This window comes from Pseudomonas sp. NPDC086278, assembly GCF_050280905.1.
Taxonomy (GTDB): domain Bacteria; phylum Pseudomonadota; class Gammaproteobacteria; order Pseudomonadales; family Pseudomonadaceae; genus Aquipseudomonas.
The window spans coordinates 28,970-47,554 of record NZ_JBNNWE010000044.1; the positions used below are offsets into that span (position 1 = coordinate 28,970).

An 18,585-nucleotide genomic window follows, 5' to 3' on the forward strand; every position below is an offset into this window, starting at 1 on the left:
ATCTCGCCATCATCCTGTCCATCCGATAGCCCACCGATAAAACGCCTGCACAAAAACAAAAACGACCGCGATCAGTGCTGATGGCGGTCGTTTCCATGTTTCACAGCCTTTGGCTTGAGTCAGGACACTCAGTGCGCGACGGCTGCGGTCAACTTCTCATTGCGGCGACGACGGGCGACCAGCAAACCGGCCCCCACCACCAACAGGCTCAGCAAACCGGTCGCGAGAATTTCCACGCGATGGGCTTCCTGGAACAGCATGATGGTCAGCGCGCCGACGATGAATACGATCACCGCGTAGGTCAGGCCCGGGAACAGCCACATGCTGAAGGCGATTTTCTCACCGCGTGCCATACGCTGTTTGCGCATACGCAGTTGCGAGAAAGCGATCACCAAGTACACCAGCAGCGCGATGGCGCCGGAGCTGGCCAGCAGGAAGTCGAACACGGCGGCCGGGGCCACGTAGTTGGCGAACACCGCGAGGAACGCAGCGGCGGTGGACAGGATGACCGCCCAGTACGGCGTGCCGCTTTTGTTGGTGCGCTGGGAAACGGCCGGCGCATCGCCGCGCTTGCCCAGGGAGAACATCATGCGCGAAGCGGTGTACAGCGCCGAGTTCAGGCAGCTGGTTACTGCAACCAACACCACGATGTCGACGATCAGCTTGGCGTTCGGGATGCCCATGCGCTCAAGCACGGTCTGGTAGGAGCCGACCGCCGCCAGTACCGGGTCATTCCATGGCACCAGGGCCACGACGATGAAGATCGACACGAGGTAGAACAAGCCGATCCGCCAGATCACCGAGTTGGTGGCCTTGGAGATTTGCTGGCCAGGGTTCTTCGATTCGGCGGCCGCGATGGTCACGATCTCGGTGCCCATGAAGGAAAACATGGTGGTCAGGATCGCACCCAGAACCGCGCCCATGCCGTTTGGCAGGAAGCCTTGGGTGTCGAACAGGTGCGAAACACCGCTGACCTGGCTGGTCGGCAGCAAGCCGAAAATCGCCAGAATGCCAAGGCCGATGAACCCGATGATCGCGATGACTTTGACCAGGGCAAACCAGAATTCGAATTCACCGTAGTTCTTCACGCTGAACAGGTTGGTCACTGTCAGCAGCAACGTGATGACCAGGGTGAACGCCCAGATCGCCACATTCGGAAACCAGGCGTGCAGGATGGTCGCGGCGGCGTTGGCTTCCAGAGGAATCACCAGCACCCAGAACCACCAGTACAACCAACCGATAGTGAAACCGGCCCAGTGCCCGATCGCACGGTCGGCGTAGGTCGAAAAGGAACCGGTATCAGGCGAAGCAACGGCCATCTCGCCGAGCATGCGCATCACCAACACCACCAGCGTGCCGGCGGCAGCGTAAGCCAGGAGCACCGCTGGACCTGCGGCGGCGATGGCGTGGCCGGAGCCTACAAACAGACCGGCGCCGATAACCCCGGCGATCGACAACATGGTCACATGACGCGGTTTGAGCCCCTGTTCGAGGCCATTGGAGCTTTGGGTACTGCTCATTGAAACTACCTTTGTAAGGAAAAGCGACGACATCTACCGCGTGGGGTGTTCCTTCTCGTAAAAAGAATCCAACGGGGCGTTCCGTATTCTGCACGCAATAATTGCGCCAAAATGTTACAAACTCTTCAAGCACGCGGCTCTCAGGCTGACCGGACAGTCATCGCAAGTCATTGAGATTAATGGCAATTCGCCAGAGCGTTACCCAGCGACTCACTTTACGGACGAATCGGCGCACCAGAAACACACAAAAAAATATGCTGACGCACAATAAAAGTGCGCGAGATGAACGTTTGTCCGGTTGACGCTTCCAACACCCCGCCAAAGCTGGCAACATCGCGCCCTTTTTTACGCGACACCCGCGCAGCCTCTGGATCAAACGGCTGTTCGGTTGATAGCAGCGCGACAGTCTGCTGTACCGATGCGACAACCAGACACCTGCCGCCCATTTACCGCCCGAAGCGCTGTTGGCTGCCATTCAGACGCTATGCTAGCTTGGCCGCCTCGCCAGGAAGGCCACCAACAGCAGGAGCGAAACACTATGAGGAACGCACATGGCTGAGGCCACGCCCGCGCTTGAAATCCGCAACTTGCACAAACGCTACGGACAGCTTGAGGTGCTCAAAGGCATCTCGCTGACCGCCCGCGACGGCGACGTGATCTCGATCCTGGGTTCTTCCGGTTCCGGCAAGTCCACGTTCCTGCGTTGCATCAACCTGCTGGAAAACCCGCACCAGGGCCAGATTCTGGTGGCCGGCGAAGAACTCAAACTCAAAGCCGCGAAGAACGGCGAACTGGTTGCCGCCGACGGCAAGCAGATCAATCGCCTGCGCAGCGAGATTGGTTTTGTGTTTCAAAACTTTAATCTGTGGCCGCACATGAGCGTGCTCGACAACATCATCGAAGCGCCCCGCCGCGTGCTCGGCCAGAGCAAAGCCGAGGCCACTGAAGTCGCCGAAGCCTTGCTGGCCAAGGTCGGTATCGCCGACAAGCGCCACGCCTACCCGGCGCAGCTGTCCGGCGGCCAACAGCAACGCGCGGCCATCGCCCGCACGCTGGCGATGCAACCCAAGGTGATCCTGTTCGACGAGCCCACCTCCGCCCTTGACCCGGAAATGGTCCAGGAAGTACTTAATGTCATCCGCGCACTGGCCGAAGAAGGCCGCACCATGCTGCTCGTCACCCATGAAATGGGCTTTGCCCGTCAGGTGTCCAGCGAGGTGGTGTTCCTCCACCAGGGCCTGGTAGAAGAGCAAGGATCGCCACAGCAGGTGTTCGACAACCCGCTTTCGGCGCGCTGCAAACAATTCATGTCCAGCAACCGCTAACGGAGCTACCCGCATGCAGAACTACAAAAAGGTCTTCCTGGCCGCCGCCGTCACCCTGGCGTTCAGCGCCGGTGCCATGGCCGAGACCCTGAAGATGGGCATCGAAGCGGCCTACCCGCCGTTCAACAACAAAGATGCCAGTGGCAATGTCGTTGGCTTCGACAAAGAAATCGGCGACGCCCTGTGCGCCAAGATGAAAGTCGATTGCACCGTGATCACCTCTGACTGGGACGGCATCATCCCCGCCCTGAATGCCAAGAAGTTCGACTTCCTGATCTCCTCGATGTCGATCACCGACGAGCGCAAGAAATCGGTGGATTTCACCGACCCGTACTACTCGAACAAGCTGCAATTCATCGCACCGAAAGACAAAGAGTTCAAAACCGACAAGTCCTCCCTGCAAGGCAAAGTGATCGGCGCACAACGTGCGACCCTCGCCGGCACCTGGATGGAAGACAACATGCCGGACGTCGAAGTGAAGCTTTATGACACCCAGGAAAACGCTTATCTGGACCTGACTTCCGGTCGTCTGGACGGCATCCTCGCCGACAAATACGTCAACTACGAGTGGCTGAAAAGCGACGCCGGCAAGTCGTACGAATTCAAGGGCGACCCGGTTGAAGAGAGCGACAAGATCGGTATCGCCGTCCGTCAAGGCGACCCGCTCCGCGCAAGGCTGAACCTGGCCCTGAAAGAAATCGTCGAAGACGGCACCTACAAAAAGATCAACGACAAGTACTTCCCGTTCAGCATCTATTGATTCTGACCTGCCGGACCGGCGCCGCTCACTGACGGCGCCAGTCCCCGGCATTGCCTGCCGCGATTTGAAAAGAAATCCATGACTATCGATCTCTACGGATTCGGCCCGGCGCTCGCCGCTGGCGCGCTGATGACTGTGAAACTGGCACTCTCGGCCCTGTGCCTGGGGCTGGTGCTCGGTCTGCTCGGCGCCTTGGCCAAGACCTCCCCGTACAAGCTGCTGCAATGGCTTGGCGGCACTTATTCGACACTGGTTCGCGGCATCCCGGAACTGCTCTGGGTACTGTTGATCTACTTCGGCACGGTCAGCCTGATGCGTGCCCTGGGTGAGTTTTTCGGCAATCCCGACCTCGAACTCAATGCCTTTGCCGCCGGCGTGATCGCTCTCGGCCTGTGCTTCGGCGCCTACGCCACGGAAGTGTTTCGCGGCGCGATTCTGGCAATCCCCAAAGGGCATCGAGAAGCCGGCGTGGCGCTGGGCCTGTCGAAGTTTCGTATTTTCACCCGGCTGATCATGCCGCAGATGTGGCGCATCGCCCTGCCGGGCTTGGGCAATCTGTTCATGATCCTGATGAAAGACACCGCGCTGGTGTCGGTGATCGGTCTGGAAGAAATCATGCGCCACGCGCAAATCGGCGTGACCGTGTCCAAGCAACCGTTCACCTTTTATATGGTGGCCGCGTTCATGTACCTGGGCCTGACGGTGCTTGCCATGGGCGGCATGCATTTGATGGAAAAACGTGCCGCTCGCGGCTTTGCGAGGAGCACTCAATGAACTGGGAAGTCATCATCAAATGGCTGCCGAAACTGGCCCAGGGCGCAACGCTGACCCTGGAACTGGTGGCCATCGCCGTGATTGCCGGGTTGCTGCTGGCGATTCCACTGGGCATCGCCCGCTCGTCGCGCCTCTGGTGGGTGCGGGCCTTTCCCTACGGTTACATCTTCTTTTTCCGTGGCACGCCGTTGCTGGTTCAGCTGTTTCTCGTCTATTACGGCCTGGCGCAGTTCGATGCGGTGCGCAACAGCTCGATGTGGCCGTACCTGCGCGATCCGTTCTGGTGCGCCACCGCCACCATGACCCTGCACACGGCGGCCTACATCGCCGAGATCCTGCGCGGCGCGATCCAGGCCATTCCGCCGGGCGAGATTGAAGCGGCGCGCGCCCTGGGCATGTCCCGCCCGAAAGCGCTGTTCTACATCATCCTGCCGCGTGCGGCACGCATCGGCCTGCCGGCCTACAGCAACGAAGTGATCCTGATGCTCAAGGCCAGCGCCCTGGCCAGCACCGTGACCCTGCTGGAACTGACCGGCATGGCCCGCACCATCATTGCCCGCACCTACCTGCCGGTGGAGATCTTCTTCGCAGCGGGCATGTTCTACCTGCTGATGGCTTACGTACTGGTTCGCGGCTTCAAGCTGCTGGAGCGCTGGTTGCGCGTCGATGCCTGCCAAGGGCGTTGATTCCTCCCGCGTGCTGACGGGCGAGGACCTGCTCGCCCGCTTCACTGCGCTGGATGCTTTTCTGATTGAGCATCAAGCGCTGTGGAAGCCACGACCGTTCACTCATCTGCAGCTTCCTTGGGAAGTGTCCTACCCGTCGTTGTCTTCATGGCTCCGCGGTCGGTCGCTGGAAGAGGCGGAAAACAGTCACAACCAACCTTGCTCGCTGGATGCGCCGGAGCCGTTCGCGACCTTGGCGGCGTTGTCGCTTGAGCTGAGCTCGGTCGGCGAGTTGCCAGCCCATAGGCTTGAAGCGGCCGGGCATCGGCTGAACGTCGATGTGCCGGGGCGCAAGTGGCGGCAGATCGAGGCGTTTGCCAGCCGTTTGTCGTTTGCGGCGCCGCCGACGCATTGGCTGGATTGGTGCTCGGGCAAGGGCCACCTGGGCCGGCGTTTGCTGCAAACCGGCCAACAATTGACCTGCCTGGAATATGACCCGGCGCTGGTCATCAGCGGACAAACGCTCAGTCAACGCCATCAAATGCATGCGCTGCATGTCGAACAGGATGTGCTTGCACCCGGTGTCGCCTCGTTAATGAGCGCTGACCAGACGCCTGTGGCATTGCATGCTTGCGGCGACCTGCACGTTCGGCTGATGCAGCTCGCCAGTGCGGCGGGCTGCAAACAACTGGCGATTGCGCCCTGCTGCTACAACCGGATCAGCCTTGCCACGTATCAGCCACTGTCCTTGGCCGGTGTGCGATCCCGCCTACAGCTATCGCTCGATGATCTCGCGCTGCCGATGAGCGAAACCGTCACCGCCGGCGCCCGCGTGCGGCGTCAGCGCGACACATCCATGGCGCGACGCCTGGGCTTTGATCTGCTGCAACGGCAAATGCGCGGCGTCGACGAATACCTGCCCACCCCGTCCCTGCCCAGCGCCTGGCTGGACAAATCCTTCGCCGATTACTGCCAACACCTGGCCAGTCTGAAAGAGTTATCCACAATCGGCGCGCAAGATTGGGCCACACTCGAAGCCGCCGGTTGGCAACGACTGGCGCAAGTCCGCAACCTGGAGCTGCTGCGCGGACTTTTCCGACGCCCGCTGGAGCTTTGGCTGGTCCTTGATCGGGCACTTTTCCTGACCGATGCGGGTTACACGGTTCGCCTCGGCACCTTCTGCGAAACCCCGCTCACACCGCGTAATTTGCTGCTCGTGGCAGAACGCGCGTAAAAAACCACAGCCTGTGGATAACTCTGTTGATGGAATTATCCTGGATCCAATATACGCCGCTGTTTCAGGGGTGAAACGGCACTGTTCATTTTTCGTACACCTGCTAAAAAAACCCGAAAAACAGGTATTTGCGAGCAAATGAGAACGGGTCCACAAAAACACTGATAACGAAGCCAGCCATCAAGCCCGTTGTGCATAAGCGTTCAACGCAAAGGACATAAGCGCCTAATCCGGGACGCCACGCGGGGAAAATTGCGCCGCTACCCGACTCTTGTTATACAAACACGCAAGCGCGCCAACAGCGCGGCCACGAACAAGAAAATTCGACCGACAGGATGCGACCGTGACGTTCATTTCTTACGCACAGAATTTCGAAGACATACGCCTGTGGCGCGCCCTGAAAACCGTCGAAAATGGTTTCTACATCGACATTGGCGCCAACGACCCCACCCATGATTCGGTCACCAAGGCCTTTTACGATCACGGCTGGACAGGCATCAACGTCGAACCGATGCCCAACTATTACGAAGCCCTGTGCCAGCAGCGCCCCAAAGACACCAACCTGCAATGCGTGGCCGGTGAAACCGCCAACGACCTGACGTTCTATGGCATCGCCGGCACCGGCCTCTCGACGCTCGACCCGGCCATGGCGCAAATGCACAAAGACGCCGGCATGGACGTGCGCAGCCAAACCGTCAAATCCCGCAGCCTGAACTCGATCTGCGAAGAACACGCCCAGGGTCGCCCGATTCACTTTCTGAAAATCGACGTCGAAGGCCACGAAGAAACCGTATTGCGCGGCATCGACTTCACCCAATGGCGGCCGTGGGTCATCCTCATCGAAACCCCATGGGACCGCGACCAGGCCTGGGAAACCCTCGTCACCGGCGCCGGCTACCACTCCATCCTGTTCGACGGCATCAACACCTATTACCTCGCCGAAGAACACCTGAACCTTAAACCCGCCTTCGACATCCCGCCGTGCAACCTCGACGAGTTCCAGTTCTGCAAAGGCCACAACTTCAGCCACCCGCTCGGCGACGCCGAACAACAGCTCGCCGCCGCTCTAAGTCGAGCCGAACAGGCCGAAGCACAGCTGCGCGCCATGCAAAATAGCCGCACCTGGCAAGCCATCCAGAAACTCAAGAAAACCCTGCGCCGGGCCTGACCGGAAGCCTAAGTAAAAATAGTCTGAATTCAGGGGTTTACAGAACCAATCCAATCGCTATAATCGTCGCCCTAACACGCCGGTATAGCTCAGTTGGTAGAGCAACTGACTTGTAATCAGTAGGTCCCGGGTTCGACTCCTGGTGCCGGCACCATACAAAACAAAGCCCTCGTAGAAATACGAGGGCTTTGTTGTTTCTGGGATTCATGCCCGATATCGCCGATCAGGCGCTCTCGACCGTAGCCGCTCGACGCGCCCGTGTCGCCATAACTGCCGGCCGCAACCGGAGGCTGCTGCGTCACGGGCTATGCCCCCCCGTTACTTCACCTCTTCGACCTCATAGTTCACATAGCCGAACTCGCTGCTGCGAGCGGCCACGTACTTGCCGTTTTGTTCAAACACCGTGGCCTCGAAGGGCGAACCGCCGAGGGTCGTGATCAGGTGTCCATCCTTGATTTCGTACTTGGCGGGTACGCCGAACTGTCCGCCGTGCAGCATGTTCAGGTATTCACCTTCCTCAGCCGGTTTACCGTCGACACTCGTGACCAAGCGCTGGCCATCGGTGCCATAGGCAATTTCAAAGGTCTGGCCGGTGACCGTGTTGCGCACCTTGATCGTTTTTCCCACGACGTAGGCTTGTAATTGATCGTTGGTGAGTGCCTTGGCGCCTTCGGTTTTCAGCTGATCAATGGTTTTGCCGCGAGCCATCGACTTGCTGTCCTGCGCATTCGGCGAGTACCAGATAGGCGACGTCCATGCACGTTCCTGGACCGTAGCCGAGACATCGGCCGGTGGTGTTACTTGCAGCTTGGCGGCGTCGTAGGTGCTCCAGCGTGGTGTCGGGATTTGCAACACGCGGGCGTAGTAGAACGCGTGCTGGGCGGGATCGAAGTCCGGGTCGACCCAGACTTTTTTCAGCTCGGTGGCACCGATGGTGTTGGTGTAAGTGGCCTTGGAAATATCGACCGTGGAGCCCGCCGCCGGCACCTTGCCGGTGGCTGGATCCGGGACTCGATCACCGGACCAGACGACATCGTAGATTTTCTCGAAGGTCTGGCCGTCTTTGGTCCAGCCCTTGATGATCTGAATGCGGTCGAGGTTACCGTCATCGGCATCCTTGACTGCCCACACTACGAATGACGGCGCTTCTTTACCGGTTTTTTCCGGCAGGTCGCCGCCCATCGGAACACCCTTGGCATAGGCGGCGTGCACCCAGTCTTTTTCGTTCCACAGGCTGCTGTCGAAGCCCCAGCCACCAAACAGACGGACCGGGATCCGTACACCGCTGGTGCCATACACTTCCTTGCGTTTCATGGCATCGAAGATCGATTCACGGGTGTTTTCTTCAGCCCAGACGCCAGCCAGGCCGGATGTGCTGGTTTGCAGTGCCTCCATGCCCGAGTTCTCCTTGCCGGAAAGGCGTGCCTCCGGTGTGCTGTCGGTAAAACCATGGGAACCGAAGTTGTTGTTTTGAGCATACGGAATCACCCCGTTGTGGGAGTCGCTGGCGGCGACTACGCCCATCTTGTAAGGGTTGAAGCCTTTGGCTTCTTGCAGTGCCATCCCGTTTTGCCAAGCCTGGCGCACATAACTGCCGTTGAGTTTGGAGGTGCTGTTGTCTACGCCAATCAGGAAACTCATGATTTCGTAGTTAGCGAATTCATCCGTGGGCGACAGCTCAGGATGGGTTTCCGAGGTGCCCTTGACCTGGTGTATTTCGGTCAACGACTCGTTGCGCATCCGCGTTTCGGCCCAGGCGGCATCGATGGGGCGACCCCGGTCATCGACATCGACCGGGAACATGATGCCGTTGCTGAGGTTGGCGTTGTGCGAGATCGCCAGCACTTCATTGCCTTGTTTGCGCTGACCGTCCATCCAGGCCCACAGGTCTTCCGGTTTATTCGAGTCGAGTGCCGTAAAGGGCAGAGCAGGCACCTTTTTTGAATCGCGGAAGAACACGTTGCGGTGCATGTTCTGGTTGTTCGGCGCCGAGGTCCATTCATAGGCGACGAAGGTCGTGAATTTGCCGGGCTTGTAGTATTTGTCGGCGATGGCAATGGTTTGTTGCCAGATGCCGCCCGCCACCTTGGGGTCGATCAGCTCTTCAATCGGTTTGCCGCTGATACTGCCGGCAATCCATTTGAAGATCCGGTTGAAATCCTCCGGGGTTTTGGCGATCAGTTTTTTGGCGATGGGCAGCTTGCTGAAGTCAGATTTCGGATCGTTGGCCAGGGCAATCACGCCGACATATTCCGAGTGATCGGTCACCCCATGAAAGTCCAGCGGTCGACCCCGCAATTGCACTTCAAACCCCATCGGGTGCATGACCGGCATGCCCAATGAATATTTGTAGGCTTCTTCCGGTCCGACCAAGTGGTTGCCGATCAGGTAGGCATCGATCGACCACGACGTGTGCGAGTGCGTCTGGCCAAACCAGACCTCGCGATCCGGGTTGCCGGCCGCCATGATCTGAGTGCTGACAGCGAGGCCGAGCAGGACGTAACCAAACAGCGATTGCGCGATGAAGTGATGATTGGTTTTCATTTTCCATGTCTCCGGAATACGGCAGTGACAGGACCACTCAGGACCAAAAAGTCGAAATCCGTTCGAAAAACCAGAAAGCGGCCAGCGTTCCCAGCCCATAGGAAGCAATCGGTTGGGCATACAGCAACGCAGGCTTTGGCAGTCTTAAACGCAGCAACATCTCGCGAAGGCTCAGTACAACGGCTACGAACATCAACTGGCCGATCTCGACACCGACATTGAAGGTAAACAGCGCCAAGGGCAGATCGCGTTGTGGCAGGCCAATTTCCGCCAGTGCGCCGGCAAAACCAAAGCCGTGCAACAGGCCAAAGCAGAACGCCACGACCCATGGCCACTGCGCAGTGAAGCTGGGGTCACCACGATTCTTGCGGGCGATTTCCACCGCCAGTAACAGAATGCTCAGCGCGATCGTAGCTTCGACGGGAGGGCCGGGAAGCCGCACGGCGCCCAGTGCGGCGAGTGCCAGGGTGATGGAGTGAGCGAGGGTGAATGCGGTGATGGTCTTCACCAACATCCAGCCGTTGCGTACCAGCAGCAGTAAGCCGAAGACGAACATCAGGTGATCGAAACCACCGAGTATGTGTTCGATGCCATGGACCAGAAACGCACGGGCCACCGAAAATACGCCCGGGGTGGCGGCGATTTCTATCCACGGCTGCGCTGGCTGGACGAGCGTGGTCGACACCGTTCCGTCCAGACGAGAGACACGCACCAGTACGTCGGTGATGCTCGCTTGCAAGCCGACAAAGTCGATTCGTTTTCCCACCAGTCCTGCAGGCCCGGCATCGATCACCCGGCGTTCGATCAGTGAATCGTTCAGTTCGCTTTCCACGGGTTCAACGACGGTTTGCACGTCTTTCGGGAACCTCAGCGCGATAGGCAGTCGCATCCCGGCGAGCACTGGCGTGCGCCACAGAACGTCATAACGTCCGATGGCCGTTTCGTTGATTTCCATGTAGGCGGGCCGGGCATCGTGAGCCAGGGCCGCTTGCCCCATGAATAAAAAGAACAACAGGAGCCAGACAGGACGCCCCATTACGGCTGCTCCGTTTGGGCTGTGGCGATCCCGCTGGCGGACGTCGGCATCAATACCACCACTTCATAACGTGCTTTCAACGCCTCGAAATTCGAGCGCTTCGTCTCGCTACGTTGCTCGGAGAGCCAATCGGACTTGACCTGCTGGGCCACTGTCTCAAACGGCGGAGCCGCAGGTTTGGCCAGTGCTTCAATCCACACCAGATGCCAGCCGAAACCTGACTCCATGGGCCCCACCCAATGTCCCGGTGTCTGTTGGAACAAGGCAATGGCGAATTTTGAACCGAAGGCCCGCGCTACCTGATCTTGAGATTGCTCGGCGTAAGTGTCTTTAAACAGGTACGCATCGCCTGTGCCACTGTTCTTGTCTTTCAGAGTGGCCAGCGCTGCTTGAGCCTGCGCTTGCGCATCTGCACCGCGTTTGTCCGAAGCGAAGAACAGATGATGGAAGGTCGCCAGTGGCGGTGGCGCGTAGAGGTCTTGATGCTGCTTGTACCAGGCCTCCAGTACACCGAGGGAGGGCTCGCGTAGGGAGGCGACATCTTCTGCCAGAAAGTCCATCTTCTGCGCCAGACGGCGGCGAATAATGGTGTCGTCTTTATCCAGGCCGAGTTTCAATGCTTCGCGGTAGAGAATTTCCTCTCTCACGTAATCATCGAGCAGGCCTTGAAGTTGCTGTTCGGTAGGCGGGCGTTGCCATCGCGCCAGCCAGGAGATTTCAATCCGCTGAATATCCTCAGGGGTGATTTCGATTCGCTGAGGAGCCTGATTGACGGTTGAATTGTGCAAACCACCGTAAAGCGCAAAGAGTAAAAATCCGGCCACTAAAAAGTGCAATAACGGTTCTCGCAGGCAGCGTTTAATAAATGAAAACCGAGATTGTTTTTTTGCGGAGGCCGCCAAGTTCATGCCTTATTGCTCCACGCCTTATCAATAGTTTCGATACGAAATGGAAGTATTGCCGCTGGCCCAAAACTTTCCACCGAGACTAATCACGATAAGCACTAAGCCTTAGTCGCAATGGGATTAAGGCGAGCCAACAGATTCGGCTAGACGGTTAAAAAAAAGCCCTCGCAGAATACGAAGGCTTTGGTGTTTCAGTCGTTGGTAAAACCAGCCCTCAATGCCCCGCGCTCTGCCCGCCGTCCACATGCAGAATCTCGCCAGTGACAAAGTTCGCGCCATCGAGATAAACAACCGCCTGCGCGATATCGCTGATCTCCCCCATCCGCCCAACCGGGTGCAGATTGCCCAACGCGGCATGAGTCTCCTCACCGTGCATCGGCGTCTTGATGATGCCGGGGCTCACCGCATTTACCCGAATGCCGCGCTTGGCGTATTCAATGGCCAGGGATTTGGTCGCCGCGTTCAGTCCACCCTTGGTCAGGGATGCCAGTACCGATGGCACGCCGTCGATTGCGTGGTCGACCAGGCTGGTGGTGATGTTGACCACGTGGCCGCTGCCCTGTTTTTCCATCTGGTTGATCGCAAGTTGAGTGATGTAGAAGAAGCCGTTCAGGTTGACCGACAGTACGTTGGCGTAGTCTTCAGCGGTGTACGCGGTGAACGGCTTGGCGATGAAGATGCCGGCGTTGTTGACCAACGTGTCGACGCGGCCGAACCGTTCGATGGTTTCACGGATCACGTGCTGCGCGACCTCCGGATTACCGATGTCGCCCGCCACGGTGAGGATGTCCGGATCGGTGGACGGTTTGATCGAACGCGAAGTGGCGACCACGTTGTAATCCAGATCACGAAACGCCTTGACCATGCCTGCGCCCAGACCTTGAGAGGCGCCGGTGATAACGATGACTTTTTTCGAACTGCTCACGATGAACCTCACTGATAAATGATGATTTGAAGCGGCTTGATCGGTTTCCCCGGCCACGTTCTCGTCGCGCCCAGTCACACCTCGCCGCAGATGAAATCCATGGCGACGGACGCGGTCACGACTTGCCCTTGGCCTCGGCCAGTTGCTTGCGGTATTGGGTGGTGGTGAGGCCGGCGTAACCCCAGTTATCGGTGTCGACTTCTTCGATCACGATGTGGGTCAGGTGCGGGTCCTTGTTGAGGACGCGCGCCAGGGTTTCAGTGATTTCGGCGATCACCTGAGCTTTTTGCTCCGGGGTAACGCCATCGCGGGTGATGCGTACGCTTACGAAAGGCATGAGGAATCTCCAAGTGACCTGCCCGTCGGAATGAATGGGTAGGCGTTGGAGTTCAATGTAGGGAGTTAGCTGGAGGGGATAAAGGTGGGGGCGGGAACTTCATTAGTTACGTGGTGTAATGAGTATCTCGCTGGAAAGCGCCAATGAAGAGCCTCGAATTGTTCGAGGCTTTCGGCTTGATGGATAGGTAGAAATGTACCTTCCGGCATAAATCCGTTGAGAAATCGGCCACACCGTTCTCAAGCCGCAGCCATAGTTTGGCCTTGCGGCTCACACCTCGCTCACCTCAAACACAAACGAAATCTGCCGACTGCTCGCACTCCACACATACCGAATGTGCTTGCCCTGCTTCGGAATCGACACCGCCGGTGGGCGAAACGCCGCCACACACTCATGCCCGGGCAACCGAACGCTGTTGTAGAGCAATCCCCAGGACAGTGTGTCCCGCAATTGGCGGGCGAACACTTGAGCCGGTCCGTAGGCCATCGGATTCGGGTCATGCAGATGCGGGTAATGTTGCCGAATGTCGTGCAGCGGTTTGACGACCTTGTTGACGTAAGTGCGCATGGTCAGCTCAAGGTCGGGCTCGTTGGTCGCCGCCAGGAACCGCTCTTGGTGATAACGCGTTTCGGCAATGGCGGCAGCCTGGCTGCTGGCGGCGTAATAGACGCCGAAGGTGCCATCGGTAAAGCGGCTGGTCTTGCCGATATGCGTGAACGCCGCCATAACTGGCGTAGAGCCAGGGCCGCAGATGCGGTCTTCGGGACGCACTCGAGAAAGCACGCCAGCCTCTTCCATCAACCGGTCGTTGGTCAGCGCCTCCAGCGCATAGGCCGTGGTCAGGTCTTCGGCGTCGAGCACGTCCTCGAATAACGAAATCGGCGGGAAGCAGCTGTTAACGATCCGATAGGCCTTTGGCCACTGTGGATCGGCCAGTTGCGGCGCCATCAACCGCGCACACCATCGAGGTAACGGCGCACGTCCGCGATGTCGACCACTCGCCCGACCAGCATGTAGGACAACGCCGACTGACCGTTGAACGGCGCGGCGGTGTTGGGGCTGCTGACCCAGGTGTAAGCCCGTTCGCGGCTGTTGCTGAAGATGATGCTCAGCGCTTTGTGAATGCCCATCAGGTAGGAAATGCGCTCCAGCGTGTCGTGGGGCAGACGGATATTGGGCGGCAGGTGTTTGTATTTGTAGAAGGTGGTATTGCCGACTTTGCCCAGCAATGTGCGTTGTTGCTCGGCGGTACAGCCCCAGCGCTCCATGAGGTTGAAGAAGAACTTGAGCGCAACGCGGCCGGCTTCCGGGTTGTCGAGTTGTTGCTGTGGGCTAAGGGCGGTGGATGAGGCAGGCATGGGGTGGCCTCCTTGGTGTCGTGATTCTTATGCTAGTACAGATACGAACAAAAAATATAATTTACTCCGTAATTGAATTTAAGAGCGCGGAGTGTCAGGTTGACACCCCTGCGGTAACTGGCAGAGAATCGGCCCAAGAGCGCGAAACCGACTGCCCCAGGTGGCGATAGTCGGCGTTAGGAACCCCGTTGATAACCTGGAAATCAGCGCTCGGGTGAGACCTCTTCTCCCCTGCTTGAGGGAGCACAATATCAAGCGACTTCTTCAAAAAAAGCAGCCTAATCAGGCTGCTTTTTTTGTTTCGAGAAAAAGTATCGTTGATAAACCAAAAGCCCATGTCGATGCTTGTTCAACGCTTTCTTGTCACAGTTCATAAAATTCCAAAGCACGTTTCCATGGTCAACATGGACTACTACGAGCATTTGATACTTTGTGTCGAAAGCGCCAATGAACGCGAGGCGACAGGACCCGTCGCTGTATGAAACCTGCCAAATCTCCAGTGGGTTTCGAACCGTATCCAACGCGAACTCTGTAAACCGCTCTCGGGCGTTTGGTCGTTTCTCTACGATGTGCAACAGGTACTGCCGTCGTACGGACAGAGATACATATGGCGTTTCAAGCAATACAGCCTCAACCCCCTCCTGCAGTCCAAATCCCAGCGCAACTTGTTCCAAGGCGTGCTCGAGATCAATCGCACTTGGCTGTTCCTGAGCATCCGAGGCCAGCAGCGAAAGCGGGATATCCCGGATATCTGGCAACCCAATGTCTTTCCAGGTTTGCTGACCGATAGCTTCCTTGATGCTGGGTACATCCATCGACATCTACTCGCTCGCGTCGTGGATGCGGGCAGATGCCTTGATATCCAATGGGCTCAAATCCGAAGGAACAACCTCGAATTGATACGTCGATATTCCAACGAATTGAGCAATGGAAAAAAATCAGGCGAGTCCTCTTTTTGACTGGGAGACTTCCGACAGCTGTGCAGAGAGCGGCCTTCAAGACGTACGAAATGGCGCGATCCCATGTAAACAAAAAACCAAAAAAATGCCCAAACCTCCCGGCCTGAGCATTTTTTTAACCCCGATCACCCACCCTTTCCCAAAAACCCCGACCCTATGTAAGCCTCCAGCCATCGGACGCAGCATCATTTCGCTACTAAACTCGGGACAAGCGTGTTCATGTGCAGGATTATAGCCAGCACGTATCGCCCAACCGACGGCCAGGTACTCAACAATAGCCAGCCCACTTTAGAGGGCATTACCCAATGGATAGCAGAACCCTACGCAACCTGATGCGCATTGTGCAGACCGGCTCTTTGTCGGCGGCAGCAGAGCATTCGTGTTTGACCGTGCAGGCATTGGCTGCGCAGTTGAACAAGGTCGAGGAACAGTTCGGTTTCAGGTTGTTTCGTCGCTCCAACAAGGGGTTGACCCTGACCACGCAAGGCACGGAACTCACGCCTTACATGGACAAGGTATTGGTCGCCACGCGGCAGCTTGAAGAAAAAGTTGCCGCGCTGAAGGTGCCTGGGCAGCGCACGCTCAAGGTGGCGCTGAACACCACGCTTTCGGCTGACTTCAACCGGCGAATGATCGGACGCCTGATTGAGGTGTTTGCCGATTACCAGCTGGAATTCAGCTACGCCGAGTCAATGGAAAATCTCAGCAAGCTCAAGAACGAAGACTTCGACCTGGCCGTGCTGATCGGTCCGCAGCAGCCGGGCCTACCGAGCATCATCCTGCCCGAGGTCCAGGTGCAGGTGGTCGGTGCGCATTGCGGCCAGGAACATGATCCGTTGGTGTTGCTGGGTAACAAGTTTCAGGTGCGTCCGGCAGACGATTGTCCGTATTCCCACAGCTTTTTGCGCTTTCTCGACGCCGGCCTTGGCAATTACGAGTCGGGCACACGCATGGTGTATTCGTGTAGCGAAACCCTGACGCTGTCGTTGATCACGCAGATGGACGGCCTCGGCATGGTCTCGCGCGATGCAGCCCAGCGTAACGGTTTGACGATTTTCCCCGGCTTCGAAGATGCCCTCGAAGTGCGGTTGGCGATCAATAATCCGGAGTTGTCGGGCCAGGCTCTGCACGATGTCGTCGACCTGCCGCTACATGAACGAGCCGAGCGCAATGTACGCAGCCGTACCCACCGCAACGGAGAGAAAGAGGTTTTTGCTGAAGTACGCACATAACAGCGTCGGAATCGCGGCGTAAAACTCCGGGCGATCGAGCTGCACGTGTTGGTCCTTGATCAACAACGGCGTGACGCTGATGGCAGCGACGATCGCCACCGGCAAAAACTCCAGCGCGCGGGCGACGAAGGGCGGCCAATGGTCGGTGTTCACTTGCAGCGGCAACGCACGCGGCAAGAAGGTCACGGCCATCATCAGCACCACGACCAGAATCAGGAACGTTTGGTCAGGCATACACCCACCCCGCAACCCACGAATGTGGCGATGAATACGTTGAACGGCGAGCTGCCGGCCAGGCTCAGCGCCCCCATGCAGGCGATGGCGGCCAGTGCGGCGACAAGCTTGTTACGCGTGTTGCACAACGAAACCAGCACGTAGAGCATCATCGCGGTCAGTGCGTAGTCGAGCTGATATTTGATCAAGTGCGCCGCGTACTGTGCGCAAATCGCCCCGAGCAAACCGCCGAGCACCCACGAGGTGTGGCAATACAGATTGAAGCCGATCAGGTAACGCACGTTGACTGGCGCACCTTTGCCCAGTTTGACGCTGTGAAAAGCGAACGACTCATCGGTCAGCCCGCCCGCGTAACACCAGCGCTCCAGGCGACTGAGGCCCATCGTCTGCAAGGCCTTGGCCATGTAAACCGACATCAGCATGTGCCGTGCGTTGATCAGAAACGTAGTGAGGATGATGGTGGTCAGCGACGCGCCGCTGGAAATCAGCGCCAGCGCTGCGAACTGCGACGCGCCGGCGTACACAAACAGGCACATGGCGACCGGCAGCCACACCGGCAAACCCGCATTCACCGCCATCAATCCGAACACGAACGACACCGTGAAATACCCCGCGACCACGGGACTGGCTTCGGCGAACGTACGTGAAGGCAGCGGCTCGACCATCAGCGGCTGGCGGCTGGACGTCTCATTCATAAATCCCTCTCAAAAGTCCTTTCGCCGCGCGGTTCGCAAAAACCCTGGGCACTCCAAAAGCGTTGGCCGGCGAGGTTGGCATCGTCGACAAACAGGAACATGCGCAGCACGCCCACGCGTTTCATGTCTGCCGAGGCCGCCTCGACCAAACGCTGACCGACGCCCTGGCTGCGATACAACGGGCTCACGGCCAAGTGGTTGATCGTGCCGCGACTGCCAAGCATCCCGCCCAACACCGCGCCGACGATTTCGCCACTGACATCCAGCGCGATGAACGCGGTGGTGGTCTTCTGCACCAGCACGCCGCGCAGGCATTTGGCGTCCTGCCATTCGCAGAACGAAACCTCTTCAAACTGCCGAAAGAACCGCTCCAGGCGTGGTGCATCCTTGGCCGTGGTGCGCCGCAGCATCACCGGAGCGACGCACTCGGCGATGTTCATCATGGGGTCGAGCTGATTAGCGAACAATGTCGAAAGCGGTCCCGGGCCGCGAGAAAGAGATCGCCAGAATCTGCCGGTACGCCATCGCGTGCGAATGGGTATTGCGTGCCGGTGTCACGTAGTGACGCATGTCGCGATCGAGGAAGAAGGTGGTGTCGAGGATTTCCTGATACGTCGTCGAGGCCAGGTGTTCTTGCTCATGCGCGGAGTACAAACGGCTCTCGGCGCCCTCCACGTTATTGCGGCCCCAGAAGTGCACGCCGCTGAACGGATAGCCGTCGCAGTGAATCCCTTCAGGGGTGATTTCCAGTTGCTTGCCGGGTTTGATTTCGATGCGGATCTGATGAATCTGGCATTGCCAGATTTCGTCATGCAACTCCGGCGGCAGCACGTTTTTGTACACCTCGAAATCGGTGTCGATCAGGCTGCGCATCACCGGCGAGTTGATCACTTCATCGGAAAAGTCCTGGAAGT

The 18,585-nt window shown here is 58.1% G+C and carries 20 protein-coding genes and 1 tRNA gene; 8 read left to right on the top strand and 13 right to left on the bottom strand.

Annotated elements, in window-relative coordinates; translation table 11 throughout:
- Window positions 1-128 precede the first annotated feature (128 nt).
- On the bottom strand, window positions 129-1,520 hold the full coding sequence (gabP, locus tag ACQKP4_RS15515; RefSeq protein ID WP_427634465.1) for a GABA permease: 1,392 nt from the start codon (window positions 1,518-1,520) through the stop codon (window positions 129-131).
- Between the two features lie 551 nt (window positions 1,521-2,071).
- Here gabP and ACQKP4_RS15520 point away from each other — a divergent pair.
- From ACQKP4_RS15520 to ACQKP4_RS15550, 7 genes are all read left to right on the top strand, one after another.
- Window positions 2,072-2,845 (top strand): ABC transporter ATP-binding protein, encoded by a 774-nt coding sequence (locus ACQKP4_RS15520; RefSeq protein WP_427634466.1) that lies wholly within the window; start codon window positions 2,072-2,074, stop codon window positions 2,843-2,845.
- A gap of 13 nt (window positions 2,846-2,858) precedes the next feature.
- Complete coding sequence (locus ACQKP4_RS15525; RefSeq protein WP_427634467.1) at window positions 2,859-3,605, top strand: ABC transporter substrate-binding protein; 747 nt, start codon at window positions 2,859-2,861, stop codon at window positions 3,603-3,605.
- Window positions 3,606-3,683: 78 nt separating this feature from the next.
- A complete protein-coding gene (locus ACQKP4_RS15530) occupies window positions 3,684-4,379 on the top strand; it encodes an ABC transporter permease (RefSeq protein ID WP_427634469.1) in 696 nt (231 codons plus the stop codon).
- Complete coding sequence (locus tag ACQKP4_RS15535) at window positions 4,376-5,065, top strand: ABC transporter permease (RefSeq protein WP_427634471.1); 690 nt, start codon at window positions 4,376-4,378, stop codon at window positions 5,063-5,065. Before ACQKP4_RS15530 ends, ACQKP4_RS15535 begins: the two co-directional genes overlap by 4 nt.
- Window positions 5,046-6,278 carry a methyltransferase gene (locus ACQKP4_RS15540; protein WP_427634473.1) on the top strand — a complete coding sequence of 411 codons (1,233 nt, stop codon included), beginning with the start codon at window positions 5,046-5,048 and terminating at the stop codon, window positions 6,276-6,278. The genes ACQKP4_RS15535 and ACQKP4_RS15540 overlap by 20 nt, the downstream gene beginning before the upstream one ends.
- A gap of 343 nt (window positions 6,279-6,621) precedes the next feature.
- The gene (locus ACQKP4_RS15545) at window positions 6,622-7,446 is read left to right on the top strand and encodes an FkbM family methyltransferase (protein WP_427634475.1); all 825 of its coding nucleotides are present in this window, start codon (window positions 6,622-6,624) and stop codon (window positions 7,444-7,446) included.
- Window positions 7,447-7,524: 78 nt separating this feature from the next.
- A tRNA-Thr gene (locus tag ACQKP4_RS15550) sits at window positions 7,525-7,600 on the top strand.
- A gap of 164 nt (window positions 7,601-7,764) precedes the next feature.
- On the opposite strand, the gene ACQKP4_RS15555 is transcribed toward ACQKP4_RS15550, so the two are convergent.
- From ACQKP4_RS15555 to ACQKP4_RS15590, 8 genes are all read right to left on the bottom strand, one after another.
- Window positions 7,765-9,990, bottom strand: a complete 2,226-nt coding sequence (locus ACQKP4_RS15555) for a DUF3604 domain-containing protein (protein WP_427634477.1) — start codon at window positions 9,988-9,990, stop codon at window positions 7,765-7,767.
- Between the two features lie 37 nt (window positions 9,991-10,027).
- On the bottom strand, window positions 10,028-11,026 hold the full coding sequence (locus ACQKP4_RS15560) for a HupE/UreJ family protein (protein WP_427634479.1): 999 nt from the start codon (window positions 11,024-11,026) through the stop codon (window positions 10,028-10,030).
- The gene (locus ACQKP4_RS15565) at window positions 11,026-11,934 is read right to left on the bottom strand and encodes a peptidyl-prolyl cis-trans isomerase (RefSeq protein ID WP_427634480.1); all 909 of its coding nucleotides are present in this window, start codon (window positions 11,932-11,934) and stop codon (window positions 11,026-11,028) included. Before ACQKP4_RS15565 ends, ACQKP4_RS15560 begins: the two co-directional genes overlap by 1 nt.
- A 211-nt stretch (window positions 11,935-12,145) precedes the next feature.
- The gene (locus ACQKP4_RS15570; protein WP_427634482.1) at window positions 12,146-12,856 is read right to left on the bottom strand and encodes an SDR family NAD(P)-dependent oxidoreductase; all 711 of its coding nucleotides are present in this window, start codon (window positions 12,854-12,856) and stop codon (window positions 12,146-12,148) included.
- A 115-nt stretch (window positions 12,857-12,971) separates the two neighbouring features.
- Window positions 12,972-13,193: a tautomerase family protein gene (locus ACQKP4_RS15575; protein ID WP_427634484.1), complete on the bottom strand. Its 222-nt coding sequence runs from the start codon at window positions 13,191-13,193 to the stop codon at window positions 12,972-12,974.
- Between the two features lie 270 nt (window positions 13,194-13,463).
- On the bottom strand, window positions 13,464-14,141 hold the full coding sequence (locus tag ACQKP4_RS15580) for an RES family NAD+ phosphorylase (protein WP_427634486.1): 678 nt from the start codon (window positions 14,139-14,141) through the stop codon (window positions 13,464-13,466).
- Window positions 14,141-14,551, bottom strand: coding sequence for an MbcA/ParS/Xre antitoxin family protein (locus ACQKP4_RS15585; protein ID WP_427634487.1), 411 nt, complete (start codon window positions 14,549-14,551; stop codon window positions 14,141-14,143). Before ACQKP4_RS15585 ends, ACQKP4_RS15580 begins: the two co-directional genes overlap by 1 nt.
- A 278-nt stretch (window positions 14,552-14,829) precedes the next feature.
- Window positions 14,830-15,372: a PBECR2 nuclease fold domain-containing protein gene (locus ACQKP4_RS15590; RefSeq protein ID WP_427634489.1), complete on the bottom strand. Its 543-nt coding sequence runs from the start codon at window positions 15,370-15,372 to the stop codon at window positions 14,830-14,832.
- A gap of 443 nt (window positions 15,373-15,815) precedes the next feature.
- Here ACQKP4_RS15590 and ACQKP4_RS15595 point away from each other — a divergent pair, with 443 nt between their 5' ends.
- Entirely contained in the window at window positions 15,816-16,742 is a 927-nt protein-coding gene (locus ACQKP4_RS15595; RefSeq protein ID WP_427634491.1) for a LysR family transcriptional regulator, read from the top strand.
- Here ACQKP4_RS15595 and ACQKP4_RS15600 read toward each other — a convergent pair.
- From ACQKP4_RS15600 to ACQKP4_RS15615, 4 genes are all read right to left on the bottom strand, one after another.
- The gene (locus ACQKP4_RS15600; protein WP_077432265.1) at window positions 16,659-16,976 is read right to left on the bottom strand and encodes an AzlD domain-containing protein; all 318 of its coding nucleotides are present in this window, start codon (window positions 16,974-16,976) and stop codon (window positions 16,659-16,661) included. The genes ACQKP4_RS15595 and ACQKP4_RS15600 overlap by 84 nt on opposite strands.
- The gene (locus ACQKP4_RS15605) at window positions 16,955-17,671 is read right to left on the bottom strand and encodes an AzlC family ABC transporter permease (RefSeq protein WP_427634493.1); all 717 of its coding nucleotides are present in this window, start codon (window positions 17,669-17,671) and stop codon (window positions 16,955-16,957) included. Before ACQKP4_RS15605 ends, ACQKP4_RS15600 begins: the two co-directional genes overlap by 22 nt.
- Window positions 17,668-18,081, bottom strand: a complete 414-nt coding sequence (locus ACQKP4_RS15610) for a GNAT family N-acetyltransferase (protein ID WP_427634497.1) — start codon at window positions 18,079-18,081, stop codon at window positions 17,668-17,670. Before ACQKP4_RS15610 ends, ACQKP4_RS15605 begins: the two co-directional genes overlap by 4 nt.
- 46 nt (window positions 18,082-18,127) lie before the next feature.
- The coding region (locus ACQKP4_RS15615) for a 2OG-Fe dioxygenase family protein (RefSeq protein ID WP_427634495.1) at window positions 18,128-18,585 on the bottom strand (458 nt) is incomplete at its 5' end.